Source organism: Aminobacter sp. J41 (genome assembly GCF_000526635.1).
In the GTDB taxonomy this organism is placed as follows: domain Bacteria; phylum Pseudomonadota; class Alphaproteobacteria; order Rhizobiales; family Rhizobiaceae; genus Aerobium.
Genome location: NZ_JAGL01000036.1, coordinates 15,079 through 29,422 on the forward strand (window position 1 = coordinate 15,079; position 14,344 = coordinate 29,422).

The 14,344-nt window shown below is 66.2% G+C and carries 14 protein-coding genes; 8 read left to right on the top strand and 6 right to left on the bottom strand.

The genetic code is table 11. The features are described 5' to 3' along the window. Positions 1-51: 51 nt before the first annotated feature. Positions 52-558: a cupin domain-containing protein gene (locus L630_RS0117580; protein ID WP_051473340.1), complete on the bottom strand. Its 507-nt coding sequence runs from the start codon at positions 556-558 to the stop codon at positions 52-54. A gap of 198 nt (positions 559-756) precedes the next feature. On the opposite strand from L630_RS0117580, the gene L630_RS0117585 reads away from it, so the two are divergent. Next, entirely contained in the window at positions 757-1,071 is a 315-nt protein-coding gene (locus L630_RS0117585) for a hypothetical protein (RefSeq protein WP_024849532.1), read from the top strand. A 356-nt stretch (positions 1,072-1,427) separates the two neighbouring features. Here L630_RS0117585 and L630_RS0117590 read toward each other — a convergent pair whose 3' ends face one another. Further along, entirely contained in the window at positions 1,428-2,687 is a 1,260-nt protein-coding gene (locus tag L630_RS0117590; protein ID WP_024849533.1) for an FAD-dependent oxidoreductase, read from the bottom strand. A 51-nt stretch (positions 2,688-2,738) separates the two neighbouring features. Further along, complete coding sequence (locus L630_RS0117595; protein ID WP_024849534.1) at positions 2,739-3,536, bottom strand: shikimate dehydrogenase; 798 nt, start codon at positions 3,534-3,536, stop codon at positions 2,739-2,741. Positions 3,537-3,682: 146 nt separating this feature from the next. Between L630_RS0117595 and L630_RS0117600 the strand changes: the two genes are divergently transcribed. Continuing rightward, entirely contained in the window at positions 3,683-4,600 is a 918-nt protein-coding gene (locus L630_RS0117600) for a LysR family transcriptional regulator (protein ID WP_024849535.1), read from the top strand. Between the two features lie 723 nt (positions 4,601-5,323). On the opposite strand, the gene L630_RS21725 is transcribed toward L630_RS0117600, so the two are convergent. The 3 genes from L630_RS21725 to L630_RS0117615 all read right to left on the bottom strand — a co-directional run bounded on the left by L630_RS21725 (position 5,324) and on the right by L630_RS0117615 (position 7,268). Next, positions 5,324-5,626 (bottom strand): DUF982 domain-containing protein, encoded by a 303-nt coding sequence (locus L630_RS21725; RefSeq protein ID WP_024849536.1) that lies wholly within the window; start codon positions 5,624-5,626, stop codon positions 5,324-5,326. 223 nt (positions 5,627-5,849) lie between these two features. Continuing rightward, a complete protein-coding gene (locus L630_RS0117610) occupies positions 5,850-6,104 on the bottom strand; it encodes a helix-turn-helix transcriptional regulator (protein WP_024849537.1) in 255 nt (84 codons plus the stop codon). A 147-nt stretch (positions 6,105-6,251) separates the two neighbouring features. Then, entirely contained in the window at positions 6,252-7,268 is a 1,017-nt protein-coding gene (locus L630_RS0117615; RefSeq protein WP_024849538.1) for a LacI family DNA-binding transcriptional regulator, read from the bottom strand. A gap of 279 nt (positions 7,269-7,547) precedes the next feature. Here L630_RS0117615 and L630_RS0117620 point away from each other — a divergent pair, with 279 nt between their 5' ends. From L630_RS0117620 to L630_RS0117645, 6 genes are all read left to right on the top strand, one after another. Beyond that, positions 7,548-8,591: a sugar ABC transporter substrate-binding protein gene (locus L630_RS0117620; protein WP_024849539.1), complete on the top strand. Its 1,044-nt coding sequence runs from the start codon at positions 7,548-7,550 to the stop codon at positions 8,589-8,591. Between the two features lie 465 nt (positions 8,592-9,056). After that, positions 9,057-9,857, top strand: coding sequence for an ATP-binding cassette domain-containing protein (locus L630_RS0117625; protein ID WP_024849540.1), 801 nt, complete (start codon positions 9,057-9,059; stop codon positions 9,855-9,857). Positions 9,858-9,859: 2 nt separating this feature from the next. Beyond that, a complete protein-coding gene (locus L630_RS0117630; protein WP_198019555.1) occupies positions 9,860-11,116 on the top strand; it encodes a sugar ABC transporter permease in 1,257 nt (418 codons plus the stop codon). 25 nt (positions 11,117-11,141) lie between these two features. Beyond that, positions 11,142-11,870, top strand: coding sequence for an SDR family oxidoreductase (locus L630_RS0117635; RefSeq protein WP_024849542.1), 729 nt, complete (start codon positions 11,142-11,144; stop codon positions 11,868-11,870). A gap of 37 nt (positions 11,871-11,907) precedes the next feature. Beyond that, on the top strand, positions 11,908-13,545 hold the full coding sequence (locus L630_RS0117640) for an FGGY-family carbohydrate kinase (RefSeq protein ID WP_024849543.1): 1,638 nt from the start codon (positions 11,908-11,910) through the stop codon (positions 13,543-13,545). A gap of 609 nt (positions 13,546-14,154) precedes the next feature. After that, positions 14,155-14,344 (top strand): transposase (locus L630_RS0117645; RefSeq protein WP_024849544.1); only part of this gene is annotated, 190 nt, incomplete at its 3' end.

The window sequence follows — 14,344 nt, forward strand, 5'->3', positions numbered from 1 at the left end:
CGAACGCTTGGGGCGCGGCGGCTGGAAGGCTGCCGCGCCTTTTCTTCGGGCTTAACCCGACGGCTGCGAGTTCGGATCATTGCTGCCGATGTCGGGCAGCATGCCGGTGCCGGGCGTTGCATCCGGGTTGTTGAGTTTCGGGTCGCTCGTCACCGGCAGGTGGTGGCCGGCGGCTTTCGCTTCCTCAGTGTCGCCGAAGACGTGGCCGACGTCGTCAAAGCTGTTGGCGGCAAAGGCGAACAGGAAGGTCAGCGGCTTGTCGCCATCATTGACGATGCGGTGGCGCGCATTGCCGAGGATGAAGACGATCTGGCTCGCCTCGACCCTTGTCGTCTCGCCTTCCACCTCGAACCTGCCATTTCCCGACAGCACGATGCAGGTCTCGGCCTGCGGGTGGCTGTGCAGCGGCAGCTCCTCGCCGGGGTCGAGCGCCGCCATGCCGAGGGTGATTTCGGCGCTTTCGGTGCGACCGGCCGACAGCAGCAATTTCAGCCGCGAGCGGTGCTCGCCCGGCCAGTCTTCCCACAACTCTTCTCTTGGATCGATCAGCAAGGTCACGGCAGTTCTCCCTTCCCGCCAACAACCCGCGAGACACGGCGTCCGTTCCGTCCCGCTCCGCCGCGCCGGCACGCCCGAAACCTGACCTGAAAACGTGAGCGGACGAGAGGGGAACATTCCCGTCCGCATCCGGTTAGTCGACGCCCCTGCAGTCTGGCCTGCTCAGGCACATATCACCCGCCAGATGTGGAGAATGAGATGATCCCGCGCGACCCGAACCGCCTGCACCCCGACCCCGACCTCGAGGACATCGACACCGATCCCGACCTGCCGGATCCGGAACTCGAGGGCCCGGACCTCGAACAGCCCGATTGGGACGATCTCCAGGGTGTCGAGGGCGAGGTTCTGCCCGACAGCCTGCCTGAGAACGGCGACTTCCGCTATGACGAGGACGAGGAAGCCACCGAGCCGCTGGAAGAAGACGACGACAACCCCTACCAGGACAGCGACGAAGCTCTGCCCGACGACGACGAGGAAGCGGCGATCGGTAGGGGATTGCTTGGGGGAGAGTGAGGGGCTGAGTGCCTAGTCTCGGGTTTGTGCACGCCGCTCACAAGGATCCCGGGCGTGTGGCGAATGCCACGCACACCACCGGAGAGGTTCAGGTATGGACCCTCGGGTCAGGCCCGAGGGTGACGAGGGGAGTGATGGTGACGGCAATCGCCCGCCCCGCGTACTCCGCAAACGTTACTCGCGCTTGCCCGTGTCTCCCCGCCTCTCCGCTTCGTCATGCCACGGCTTGACCGTGGCATCCAGGCCGGAACGTTGACCTCAAGCCAGCGGATCAGGACGCGGGGAAGCCGCGCCGGCTGAATGGGTACGTACCTGCTATAGGAGAACCTGGTGCCGAGTGCCGGGTCTGAACGGCGCTAAATCTCCGCGCCCTGCTCCCGCAGCACGCGTTGAAGCGTTGCGACGTCGCCGTCGCTGGTGGCGGCGAGTGCCGCGGAAATGCCCGCCGCGTGGCCGGTCGCAAAGGCGGTGCCCATGACGCGCACGGAGCCGTAAGCCTTCGCGTCCGCGCCGATGACGCGGCCGGCAAGGCGCAGATTGTCCACCTCGGCCGCCTCAATGGCGCCGGCGCGGATGTCGAAAAAACCTTCGCCGCCAACGTCGATAAAGCGGGCGCGGCCGGGCGCTTCGTGCACCTCCATCGGCCAGCTGCCGCGCGCGATCGCGTCCGCATGTCGGCGGCCTTCGAGCACGTCGGCTTCGCTCACATCGACGCGGGAAAACGGCCGGCGCGTCTCGCGAATGCCGAGCTGCGGCCCGGTCGCCACCAGATAGGCGTCCTCGAAGCCGGGATGGCGGCGCAGCACCTGAAGATTCTCCCAGGCAAGCTCGCGCGCCTCGAACTCGGCCTCGGTCAGGCTCTTGCCCGTAATGCCGTCGGTCTCGAGGTCGATCGCCATCCACCAGGTGTCGCCGGTGATCGGCAGCGTCACCAGGACGCCGCCGTCGGCGCGCAGGATCGGCCGACGCGCGGTCCTGTTGTGCTCGGCTATCAGCTGCGCCATCACCGCGCGGTCGAGCACGGTTCCGGGTTTTACCCCGCCGATGCGCACCGGAAGCGAGGCCGCCTGCACGGCCTTCGCGTCGCCGCCCCCCTGGCTGAGCGGCACGCCGGCGAGCGTTGCCAGCGTCGCCTCGCCGCTTGCATCGACGAACGCCTTCGCCTCGACGGTGGTCACGCCGGCATGGTCGACGAGGTCCACGCTGCGGATGCGCCCGTCCTCGACGGCAGCGCCCATCAGCCGCGTGTGCAGCCTCACCTCAACGCCCGCCTTGCGTGCCAGCCGGTCGAAGCCGAGCTTGGTTGCCTCGGGATCGAGCATCACCACCCAGTAGCCGCTCTTCGAGACGATCGGCGCGGTCTCGGCGCCGATCCGCTTGAGCTCCCGCAACAAATCCTCGGCAACGCCCATCACCGAGCGGCGCTGTTCCTGCCCGCGCAGATAGAAGCCGCAATAGGCGAGCACCTGCGCGTTGGTCGCCGCTCCGCCCATGAAGCCGTAGCGTTCGACCAGCAGCGTGCGCGCGCCAAGGCGCGCTGCGCCCACCGCCGCCGCAAGTCCGCCCGCGCCGGCTCCGGCGACAACGACATCATAGGTCTCGGTCTTCCTGGTCATTCACTTTCCAATCCGTTTTGCAAGTGTCGGGCAGCTGGCGGCGGCGCCCCCTCACAGCACGCCCATGTGGCGGCCAAGCAGGCCCATCTGCGCCTTCGACATCTCCGGCCCGGTCTGGATCTTTAGCCCCGATTCCTTTGCCGCCTCGAGGAAGGGCGTCACCTCCGGCGAGGTCACCGCGTCGGTGACGAGCGCGGTTTCCTTCAGCGCCGCGATGTGCAGCCGGCCGAGCGGCAGCGGATCGTTCGGGCGCATGCCGAGCGGCGTCGCGTTGGCAACAAGATCGTAAGCGCCGATGTCGCCGCAGGTGGTGGTGATCTCGACGGAGGGAAACGCCTCGCGCAGCCTGTCGGCAAAACGGTCGCCGCGCTGCCAGTCGAGCTCGGAGATGGCGAGCGCGGCCACCCCTTCCTCGCACAGCGCATGCGCGATCGCGCTGCCTGCCGCGCCGGCCCCGATCACCAGCGCGTGCTTGCCCTTCGGCTCGAAACCGTTGGCGCGGATCGCAGCGACATAGCCCAGCCCGTCGACCATGTCGGCAACGAGCCGGCTGTCCGGTTCGCGGCGCACGACATTGGCCGCCCCCAGCCATTTCGCACGCGGCGAGACCTCGTCGGCAAGCTCAGCGATCGCCTGCTTGTGCGGGATGGTGACGACGAAGCCGTCGAGGTTGTCCCAGCCGCGAACCGTTTCGACGAAGGTGGCTACGGCCTCGGGCGCGATCTCCATCGGGATCATGGCCCGCTCGGCGCCCGCCTCGGCAAAGGCGCGATTGAAATAGTCCGGCGATTTGACCTGCGCGATCGGCTGCCCGATCATCGCCACCAGGCGCGTCTTTGCCGTGATCATGCCGCTCTGCTCCTCTGGGGTCGCGCCGTGACGGCCCGGACCCCGCGCCTGCTATTTGCGCCATTCCCCCTGCGCCGCCAATACGATATGAACGGCCCGGCATAAGCCGAAGTTATACGAATGGCGAGTGCCAAATGGGGGGAAACATGCCGCGGCCAAAGCTCAAGGAACGCCAGATCGAGGTTTTTCGCACGGTGATGGCGACCGGCTCGCTGACGGCGGCGGCGCAGCAGCTCGGCGTTTCCCAGCCGAGCCTGTCCATGACCATCCGCCGCTTCGAGGACGAGCTGCAAACCAAGCTGTTCGAGCGCATCGGCGGGCGCCTGGTGCCGACCGAGGAAGCAAAACTCATCTTCGTCGAGGTCGACCGCGTCTACGGCCAGTTCGACCGGCTGTCGGATGCGATCCACGCGATCGCGCGCGGCGACAGTTCGGTGTTCCGCTTCGGCACCACCCCCTCGATCGGCATGCGCCTCGTGCCCAAGGCGCTGAAAAAGCTGAGGGACGATCATCCCGCGCGCGTCTTTTACTGCGATTTCCTGCCGCAAAAGGACATCCAGGATTATCTGCTGTTCGGTCAGGGCTCGTGCGTGACCAGCATCGCGCCGGCCGAAGACCCCAACCTCGACTGCACGGTGATTGCCAGCGGCGGGCTGCACGTCGTCGTGCCAAAGGATCACCGCCTTGCGCGCCGCGACGTGATCGCGCCCGGCGACCTCGACGGCGAGGTGCTGATCTCCTACGGGCCCGACACCACCCACGGCCGCTATATAGACGCAACTTATGCCCGCGCCGGCGCGGAGCGGAAGACGCATGTCTTCATCCATTTCGTCGAGACGGCCCTGTCCTTCGTGTCGGAAGATATCGGCATCGCCATCCTCGACCCGTTCTCGGTGCTCGACTGCGAGCGCTTCGGCCTCGTCGCCATCCCGCTGGAAAACAGCGTCGAAGTCCCGGCCTATCTCTACTGGTCGAAATTCCGCCCCCGCCCGAAGGCGACCGACGAGCTCGCCGCCGCCCTGACGGAAATCGCACGGCAGAACGGGATGAGGCTGGAGGGATAGCGCGGATCATCCTGAGCCAGGGCATGTCTTTCGTCACGCCGGCCCGGCAGCCAGGCACTCCCGCCTCATCCGCCGAGACTTGCAGAAATACTGTTACCCCCACCCCTAACCCTTCCCCACAAGGGGGAGGGGAAGTTGGAGACGTCAGGCCTCCGGGTTGGCGCGCGTCGTGCGCACCGGTCGAAACTGAGTTTGCACGCGACTAAACGAGGCGCGTTCACGCCTCGGTTCGGTCCCGGAACTTTCTGACACGCGCGCGGCCTGAATGGGCGCGGTCTACCCCCACCCCTAACCCCTCCCCACAAGGGGGAGGGGAATGTTGGCAGCACGAGACGTACTTTACGCGCCCCTGTCTCTTTACGCGTCCCTGTGTCCCTGTCTCTTTTCACGTCCCTGTCACAGGCGTCCTGCCTGCACAGGCTTCGAGGTTCCCGTAATCCCCCTCCCCCTTGTGGGGAGGGGTTAGGGGTGGGGGTACTATATCTTCACTCGGATAATACACGGGAGCAGAGCTCAACAGGCGCGAGGCGCCCCTTCATCCTCCAATCGAGAGCATCCGCCGGGCGTTCCGAAGACCAAACCCAAGAAAAGGCACAAAAAAATCGCCGGTGCATGAGGCGACCGGCGATGACTGAACGTCGTTTGGGCGGCCACCAGACCAGAGCCGGCAGCTCGCCCAACGTCTATATCGAAGCCCTGAAGCGGCGTCGGCGGAAGGTGTCTCTACGCCCTTCCGAGCCGCGTTCCGCCCTCCCCGATCGCCGCGGCGGCGACCTGTGCGGGCGTTTCGTCCAGGATGCGCATGAACTTGGCGAATGACTGGAACGACTGGCGCGCGCGCTCGAGCGGATAGTCGCCCTTCAGCGCCAGCTGGCAGGCGCGGTAGGCCGTGTCGTAGACCGGTCCGCGCCGGTGAACCGGCCAGTTGTCCAGGAAGGACAGCGCCTCATCGAGCGAGGCAATTTCCTCGGCTGTCACATCCTCGGCTTTCACGAAAACAGGCATGTCGAACATGCGTCCGCTCATCGTATCCTCCTCCGATGTTACAGGAACCTGGCAGCAAATCTTCGCTTGCTCGTGACCTCACGATAGGGATGCGGAAGTGGCCGAAACAAGGCGACCGGACCTTCCACCACATCAACTTCACGCGGGGGGCCAAAAGTTGATCGGCCGGGCGTCGCCGCCCCGCCTCATATTCAACCTGTGCTTGAAAGAATGCAGCGCCGCCCCCGCGCGGCGTGCAGCATGATCAGCTGGCAAGCCTCGCGGGCATGCCAGTTTCCTCGGGCTGGCCAAGCCCTTCGGGCAGGCCGAGCGATGCCGTCAGCCGGGCAAGCTTGGCCGGGTCGATGTTGCCAGCCTCAAGATCCTCGACTTCCGAGACGGCAAGCCCCGAAGTCGTTGAAAGGTCCTCGATCGAGTATCCGTAGGCGTCACGCAGTGCCGTGATGACATTCGCCCCCGAATTGAGGGCGGCCGTAATGGCTTCGATTATTTCGCCCATACGTAGTCCTCTCTTCTGTTGGAATGGCTTTAATGAAACGCCGGCAGAATGCGGCAGCCAGTGGGCGTTATTTGGGCGCCGCTGTCACAAATTTCAAGGCTGTGGAAAGCGGTTCAGGAGGCGCATGATCCCGGCCAGGAATTGTCCCTACTGCCCCACCCCTCGCAAAATACACGGCACCAGTACCGGCTCGGCGGGGGCTTCGCGGCGGTCCATCAGGTCGAAGACGGTGTTGAGCATCGCCGTCGTGTCCTGTTCGACCATGCCGACATTGCCCGGAAGAAGCGCCGCGAAGGGGTCGTAGTCGAAGCAGCCGTAGCGGAACTGGAACGGCTCGTCGCCCAGGCTGCGGTACCAGCGCACAACGCCTTCGAGCGAAATGGTCGAGTTGACGAACATGCCGAGCTTGTCGAACTTCGGCAGCGAACGAAGCGCCTGCTCGGCGCGGTCGGCGGAATAGCCCGGCACCAGCACCTGGCTGTCCGGCACCTCGATGCCGCGCGCCAGATGCGCGTCGCGAAAACCCTTGAGGCGCGCGGAGGTGTTGTGGTCGGTGACGCGGCCGCCGACAAACCAGAGCGGGCCATCGAGGCCAAGATCGGCCTTGCAGCGGTCGAGCAGGATTTCGGTGAGCTGATAGGCGCCGGTGTAGTTGTCCGAGATCACGGAAGGGGCGGCGAAACCCGGCAGGTCGAGGTTGAAGGACTGCACGCCGGCCGCCTGGCAAAGCGCCGTCAGCTTGTCGGGGTCGGTGGCGCCCGTCGCAATCAGGCACTCGGCCTGGAAGGAGATCAGCTCCTTGGCGGCTTCGACCTCGAGCGCGGGCTCGCGCTGGGTACAGGTGATGACCGGAAACAGGCCCCTTGCGCGCGCCAGCGCCTCGAACTTTTCCGCGATCGCACCAAAATAGCGGTTGTCGTATTTCGGCACGATCATGCCGACGATGTTGGAGCGCGCGCGGCGGAGCAGGCTTGCCTGCGCATTGGCGGCATAGCCTTCCTGTTCGGCGATCTGCAGGATCTTGTCGGCGAGCCGCTGGCTGATGCGGCGCTTCTGCCACGACCCATTGAGCACGGAGCTGACGGCGCTTGCCGACGTGTCGGCAAGCCGGGCGATGTCATAGATCGTCGTCCGCCGTGCGGCGTCCGGCTGCTTCCTGCGCATCCCGTACCTTCTGTGCGAATCCTCCAAAGCGAACTTGACAGTAAATCGGGGCAGTGACAACTTTGCTCCATCGATTGAGCAAGGTTGCGCAATCGGTGGTGCAACCAAACGCGCACGAGATGTGCACAAACAACAGGGTGCACGAACAATGGGAGGTGCGGCGCATCCTTTCGGATGGGGGACCCCACGAATGGGGAACTGTCGGAAGGCCGCGGCTGCATAAGAACAATTCGTCTGAAGGCCGTCGCGGGTGCGACGCGCATTGACGGAGGAGATGAGATGAAACGCTTTACCCTTGCCGGCACGGCCCTTGCCGCTGCCCTGATGTCGTCCACCGCGTTCGCGCAGGAGGCCGCGACCGTCGCCTTCCTGATGCCCGACCAGGCCTCGACCCGCTACGAGGAGCATGACTGGCCCGGCTTCGAGGCCGCGATGAAGGAGCTGTGCGCCGAGTGCACGCTGATCTACCAGAACGCGAACGCTGACGTTGCCCTGCAGCAGCAGCAGTTCAACTCGGTGATCGCGCAGGGCGCCAAGGTCATCGTGCTCGACCCGGTCGACTCGGCCGCCGCCGCCGCGCTGGTGGAGATCGCCAAGGCGCAGGACGTCAAGGTCATCGCCTATGACCGTCCGATCCCGGCAACCCCTGCCGACTTCTACGTCTCCTTTGACAATGAGGGCATCGGCTACGCCATCGCCAAGTCGCTCGTCGACCACATGAAGGCCTCGGGCATCGCCGACGGCTCGGGCGTGCTCGAGATCAACGGCTCGCCGACCGACGCCGCTGCCGGCCTGATCCGCGACGGTATCCACCGCGCGCTCGACGAGTCGGCCTACGAGAAGCTCGCCGAGTACGACACGCCGGACTGGGCTCCGCCGAAGGCGCAGGAGTGGACCGCTGGCCAGATCACCCGCTTCGGCGACAAGATCACCGGCATTGTTGCCGCCAATGACGGCACCGCGGGCGGTGCGATCGCCGCGCTGAAGGCCGCCGGCGTCAACCCGCTGCCGCCGGTCACCGGCAACGACGCGACGATCGCTGCTCTCCAGCTGATCATCGCCGGCGACCAGTACAACACCATCTCCAAGCCGTCCGAGATCGTCGCCAAGGCCGCGGCCGAGGTCGCCGTCACGTTCCTCAAGGGCGAGACCCCGACCCCGGAGACGACGCTTTACGACACCCCGTCGAAGCTGTTCGTGCCGGCAGTCGTCACCCGCGAGAACATCAAGGAGCTGATCTTCGACGCGGGCATCCAGACCGCCGACGAGGTCTGCACGGCTGAGTACGCCGACGCCTGCAAGGAACTCGGCATCACCAACTAAGCCGATCCCCGGCGTGGCCCCGCCGGGGCCACGTGCCGCCCTGGCCCGCACGGTTCGTCCCCGCTAAGGGCGGAACGGGACGGGGCGGCAAGCAGGCGGCCGCGCGGCCGTCCGGCCCCTGAAAAGGCACCCACGCTCATGATCGACCGCCCTCCCCGGCTCCGCAACGGACCGGGGAGTGGCCGCGCACCCGCATGACGCTTGCGAAAAATCGCTGAGGCGGGCGGTGCGGCAACAATGATATTCTGCCGGTGCTGCCGGAAGATCGGCAGCCCGAAACAGGCTCCCTCCCCGCCCGCGGGACTTTTCCCGGGGCAGCCAGGGGGCAAGGCGCGAGAAGGCAAGAGCGCGATGGGCGCGCTCAAAACCCTTTCGGCGCGCCGGTCCACTCAGCGCAGGTGCAGCCCGCGCTGTGGTTCTTCCGCAGCGGCCAGCCGCCCGCGGAACCAGCGAGGATGGTACAAGATGGCAGAAGGCCAGAGAAAGACGGCAAAGGGAGAGCTCCTCCTCAGCCTTCGCAATGTCTCCAAGCAGTTCGGCGCCGTGACGGCGCTGTCGGACATCGAACTCGACGTCCATGCCGGCGAAGTGGTGGCACTTGTCGGCGACAACGGCGCGGGCAAGTCGACGCTGGTGAAGATCCTCGCCGGCGTGCACCAGCCGACCTCCGGCACGATCGAATTTCTCGGCCAGAAGGTGACGCTGTCCGACCCCGGCAAGGCGCTGGAAATGGGCATCGCCACCGTGTTCCAGGATCTTGCGCTCTGCGAGAACCTCGACGTCGTCGCCAACCTGTTCCTCGGCCACGAGCTCAACCCGTGGCGGCTCGACGAACTGCAGATGGAAGTGCGCGCCTGGACGCTGCTGCAGGAGCTCGCCGCGCGCATCCCGTCAGTGCGCGAGCCGATCGCCTCGCTGTCGGGCGGCCAGCGCCAGACGGTGGCGATTGCCCGCTCGCTGCTCCTCGACCCCAAGATCATCATGCTCGACGAGCCGACGGCGGCGCTCGGCGTTGCCCAGACTGCGGAAGTGCTCAACCTCATCGAGCGCGTGCGCGACCGCGGCCACGGCGTCATCCTGATCTCGCACAACATGGAAGACGTGCGCGCCGTTGCCGACCGCATCGTCGTGCTGCGGCTTGGCCGCAACAACGGCGTCTTCACCCCGGCGGACTCGCATGAGGACCTGATCGCCGCCATTACCGGCGCGAGCGACAATTCGGTGTCGCGCCGCGCCGCCCGCAAGATGGAATCGCTGGGAGAATGACCATGGACCAGGCGAACAAGACCAGCGCTCCGGCAGCTCAGCTCGACCGCGCCGACACGCGCGTGCGCCACGACGAGGGCATCGGCGGCTGGCTGCGCAGCTTCTACGATCGCGTCCGCTCCGGCGACCTCGGCATGATCCCGGTGATCGTCGGCCTGCTGCTGATCTCGGCCGTGTTCAGCACGCTGAACCCGGTGTTCCTCGCGCCCAACAACCTCACCAACATGCTGTTTGACGCGGCGGCCGTTGGCCTCATCGCGCTCGGCATCGTCTTCGTGCTGCTGCTCGGCGAAATCGACCTGTCGATCGGCTCGATGAGCGGCCTTGCCTCGGCGCTTCTCGGCGTCATGTGGGTCCAGTTCGGCTATCCGGTGCCGGTGGCGATCGCCGGCGCCATTGCCGCCGGCGCCATCATGGGCCTGATCTACGGCTTCCTGCGCAACCGCTTCGAGATGCCGAGCTTCGTCGCGACGCTTGCGGGCCTGCTGGCCCTGCTTGGCATGCAGCTCTACATCCTCGGGCCCACAGGCTCGATCAACCTGCCCTTCACCTCCGGCATGGTGCGCTTTGGCCAGATCTACATCATGCCGATGTGGTTCTCCTATGCGCTCGCCGTGCTGCCGGGCCTGCTGATGATCTGGACCGGCCACCGCACCCGCCAGCAGCGCGCCGCCGCGAACCTTTCCTCGACCTCGATGAGCGTCGTCATCCTCAAGGCGGTGCTGCTGTCTGCCGCGCTCCTGTTCGCCGTCTGGTATCTCGGCAAGGGCCGCGGCGTGCCGTGGATGTTCGGCGTGTTCGTCGCCTTCGTGGTGGTGATGGACTACGCGCTGCGCCGCACCAAGTGGGGCCGCTCGCTGTTTGCCGTTGGCGGCAACGCGGAAGCCGCCCGCCGCTCGGGCATCAACGTCAAGCGCGTGCGGCTCACCGCCTTCGTCGTCTGCTCGTCCTTTGCCGCGCTCGGCGGCGTGTTCGCTGCTTCGCGCCTGGCCTCGTCCAGCCAGCAGGCAGGCACCGGCGACGTCAACCTCAACGCCATCGCGGCGGCGGTCATCGGCGGCACCTCGCTGTTCGGCGGACGCGGCTCGGCATGGTCGGCGCTGCTCGGCGTCCTTGTCATCCAGGCCATCTCCAACGGCCTGACGTTGCTCAATCTCAGCTCGTCGCTGCGATACATGATCACCGGCGCGGTGCTTGCCATCGCCGTGATCGTCGACTCGCTGGCTCGCCGCTCGCGCGCAAGCCATGGCCGGGCCTGATACCTACCCAAGGGACTGAAACGACATGACCAACAAGCTTGAAGGAAAGACTGCCGCCATTACCGGCGCAGCCTCCGGCATCGGCCTCGCCTGCACGAAGATCCTGATCGAGAACGGCGCGACCGTCGTTCTCATCGACCGCAACGAGGAACAGCTCGCCAAGGTCTGCGCCGAGTTCGGCGACAAGGCAAAGCCGCTCGTCGTCGACCTGCTCGACGGTGCGCAGGTCTCGGCGATGCCTGAGAAGATCGAAGCGCTGGTCGGCCCGCTCGACATCTTCCACGCCAATGCCGGCGCCTATGTCGGCGGCGCGGCGGCGGAAGGCAATCCGGACCAGTGGGACCGGATGCTCAACCTCAACATCAACGCCGCCTTCCGCTGCGTGAACGCGGTGCTGCCCGGCATGATCGAGCGCAAGACCGGCGACATCTTGTTCACCAGCTCCGTCGCCGGCGTCGTGCCGGTCGTGTGGGAGCCGGTCTACACGGCCTCGAAGTTCGCGGTGCAGGCGTTCCTGCACGCCACGCGCCGCCAGGTCTCGCAGCACGGCATCCGCATGGGCGCGGTGCTGCCGGGTCCGGTAGTCACCGCCCTCATCGACGACTGGCCGAAGGCCAAGCTCGAGGAGGCGCTGGCCAATGGCTCGCTGATGCAGGCGAACGAGGTGGCCGAGGCCGTCCTTTTCATGCTGACGCGCCCGCGCAACGTCGTCATCCGCGACCTCGTGATCCTTCCCAACAGCGTCGACCTCTGATCCCAGAGGCCGCCGCGGAAACTGCCGAAAGCGCACCATGACCAGCAGCACCCAGATGAGCCAGCAAACCACGAACCGTGTCGTCATCGGCGTCGACGTCGGCACCGGCAGCGCCCGCGCCGGCGTGTTCAGCCTCAGCGGCGAGCTGCTGGGCAGCGCGAAGAAGGACATCTCGCTGTTCCGCGCGCCGGGCAGCATGGTCGAGCAGTCGAGCGCCGAGATCTGGGACGCGGTGGCTTACTCGGTTCGCGAGGCGATGCGCCTTGCGGGTGCCGCGCCCGAACAGGTCGCCGGCATCGGCTTCGACGCCACCTGCTCGCTGGTGGTGATCGGCGCGGACGGCAAGGGCCTGCCCGTCGGTGACGCCGACAAGCCCGAGCGCGACATCATCGTCTGGATGGACCACCGCGCTACCGAACAGGCGGAGCGCATCAACGCCACGGGCCACGAGGTGCTGCGCTATGTCGGCGGCATCATCTCGCCCGAGATGGAAATGCCGAAGCTCTTGTGGCTCAAGGAAAACCGGCCCGACACCTTCAACGGCGCGAAATACTTCTTCGACCTCACCGATTACCTGACCTGGAAGGCGAGCGGCAGCCTTGCGCGCTCGTCCTGCACCGTCACCTGCAAATGGAACTACATCGAGCACGAAGGACGCTGGGACCTTGGGTATCTCCGCCTCATCGGCCTCGGCGAGCTTGCGGATGATCTGTCGCGCATTGGCGAGACCATCGTCACGCCCGGCGAGGCGCTGGCCGACGGCCTGACCGCCGAAGCCGCCGACAAGCTCGGTCTCCTCCCCGGAACGCCGGTCGCGGCTGGACTGATCGACGCCCATGCCGGCGGCATCGGCACGGTGGGCGTGACGGGCGACGCCACCGAAAACCTCGCCTATGTCTTCGGCACTTCCTCCTGCACCATGACGACGACGGCCGAGCCCGCCTTTGTTCCGGGCGTGTGGGGGCCGTACCATTCGGCAATGGTGCCGGATCGCTGGCTCAACGAAGGCGGCCAGTCGGCGGCCGGCGCCGCGATCGACCATTTGCTGCGCCTCCACCCGGCTTACGCCGAAACGAAGGCGCAGGCGGAGAAAGAGGGCAAGCCGCTCAACGCCTGGCTCGGCGACAAGGCAATCGAGGCGGCGAACGGCTCGCTGTCCGGCGTCATCGATCTGGTGAAGGGCCTGCACGTCGTCCCGGAGTTCCTCGGCAACCGTGCCCCGCATGCCGATCCGCATGCACGCGCCGTCATTGCCGGCATCGGCATGGAGGACGATGCGGCGAGCCTCGTTGCGCTTTACGTTGCCGGCCTGTTCGGCCTTGGCTATGGCCTTCGCCAGATCATCGACGTGCAGGCCTCGCAGGGCGTCGAAATCCAGCGCATCGTCGTCAGCGGCGGCGCGGCGCAGTCGGCCCTGGTGCGGCAGGTGATCGCCGACACGACGGCAAAGCCGGTGCTTGCCGTGCGCTCGCAGGAGCCGGTGCTGGCGGGATCCGCCATCCTCGGCGCGGTTGCCGGCAAATGTTTTGACAACATCGCCGCCGCCATGCGGGCGATGACGGCGCTCGACGTCGAAATCACGCCTGCCTCAGGCGACATCGCCGCCCGCCACTACCTGCGCTACGACGCCTTCCAGAAGCTCCAGGCGCTCGGCCGCGAAATCAGGACGGTGTGAGCGGGCACTTTCGGCAAGAGGAAGGATCAACTGCCGAGCATGAGCGACGTAGGTCTCTCTCTTGCCAGAACAGAATCCGCCATCGTCAACGATCCCGCCTTCTGACGCCCCCTCCACCATGCTGCGCATGGTCCCCCTCCCCCATGAATGGGGGAGGATCCGGGTGGATTGACCTCAGAGTGTTATCGGCACTGACGCTGTTTCCCAGTTGCGCATCGTGGCTTCACCGCCCGTGCCCTCATTGTCCGCTGCGCACCGCAATCATTACCCGTGACACACCACGATCCATGAAAGGCACGACGTCGGATCCTCCCCCGCAACGCGGGGGAGGTGACGCCGAAGGCGGCGGAGGGGGCTCGTGGAGTGCCGCCTGTGGAGATGTGCGCAGAAAACAAAACTTCCGAGATGCTCCGCTCTGTCACGCCCCCTCCACCATGCTGCGCATGGTCCCCCTCCCTCATAAATGGGGGAGGAACCGGGCCCAGGGCTCTCAATGACGTTGCTCTTGGTGACGTCCCCGGACGTGGTGTAGCTGGGTAGCGCGGCGGTCATCGGCGCTTTCCGGTAGGGTCTGGTTGCGAGACCAACCCCTTTCCGGAAGGAACACCGATGACCGACGACATGATGAACCTGCGCGCGCTGGTGGAGAAGNCCCCCGACGCCGATCTCCTGCGCGAGATGATCGGCTTTGCCGCCGAGCGGTTGATGGAGATGGAGGTGGGTGCGGCCACCGGCGCCGCTTATGGCGAGAAGAACCCGCTTCGTCTGGCCCAGCGCAACGGCTATCGCGACCGGGACT

Bases quoted from the DNA above. Each gene is read 5' to 3' on its own strand.
- L630_RS0117585 (WP_024849532.1), top strand. From the start codon at position 757: ATGATCCCGCGCGACCCGAACCGCCTGCACCCCGACCCCGACCTCGAG.
- L630_RS0117590 (WP_024849533.1), bottom strand. From the start codon at position 2,687: ATGACCAGGAAGACCGAGACCTATGATGTCGTTGTCGCCGGAGCCGGC.
- L630_RS0117595 (WP_024849534.1), bottom strand. From the start codon at position 3,536: ATGATCACGGCAAAGACGCGCCTGGTGGCGATGATCGGGCAGCCGATC.
- L630_RS0117600 (WP_024849535.1), top strand. From the start codon at position 3,683: ATGCCGCGGCCAAAGCTCAAGGAACGCCAGATCGAGGTTTTTCGCACG.
- L630_RS21725 (WP_024849536.1), bottom strand. From the start codon at position 5,626: ATGAGCGGACGCATGTTCGACATGCCTGTTTTCGTGAAAGCCGAGGAT.
- L630_RS0117610 (WP_024849537.1), bottom strand. From the start codon at position 6,104: ATGGGCGAAATAATCGAAGCCATTACGGCCGCCCTCAATTCGGGGGCG.
- L630_RS0117615 (WP_024849538.1), bottom strand. From the start codon at position 7,268: ATGCGCAGGAAGCAGCCGGACGCCGCACGGCGGACGACGATCTATGAC.
- L630_RS0117620 (WP_024849539.1), top strand. From the start codon at position 7,548: ATGAAACGCTTTACCCTTGCCGGCACGGCCCTTGCCGCTGCCCTGATG.
- L630_RS0117625 (WP_024849540.1), top strand. From the start codon at position 9,057: ATGGCAGAAGGCCAGAGAAAGACGGCAAAGGGAGAGCTCCTCCTCAGC.
- L630_RS0117630 (WP_198019555.1), top strand. From the start codon at position 9,860: ATGGACCAGGCGAACAAGACCAGCGCTCCGGCAGCTCAGCTCGACCGC.
- L630_RS0117635 (WP_024849542.1), top strand. From the start codon at position 11,142: ATGACCAACAAGCTTGAAGGAAAGACTGCCGCCATTACCGGCGCAGCC.
- L630_RS0117640 (WP_024849543.1), top strand. From the start codon at position 11,908: ATGACCAGCAGCACCCAGATGAGCCAGCAAACCACGAACCGTGTCGTC.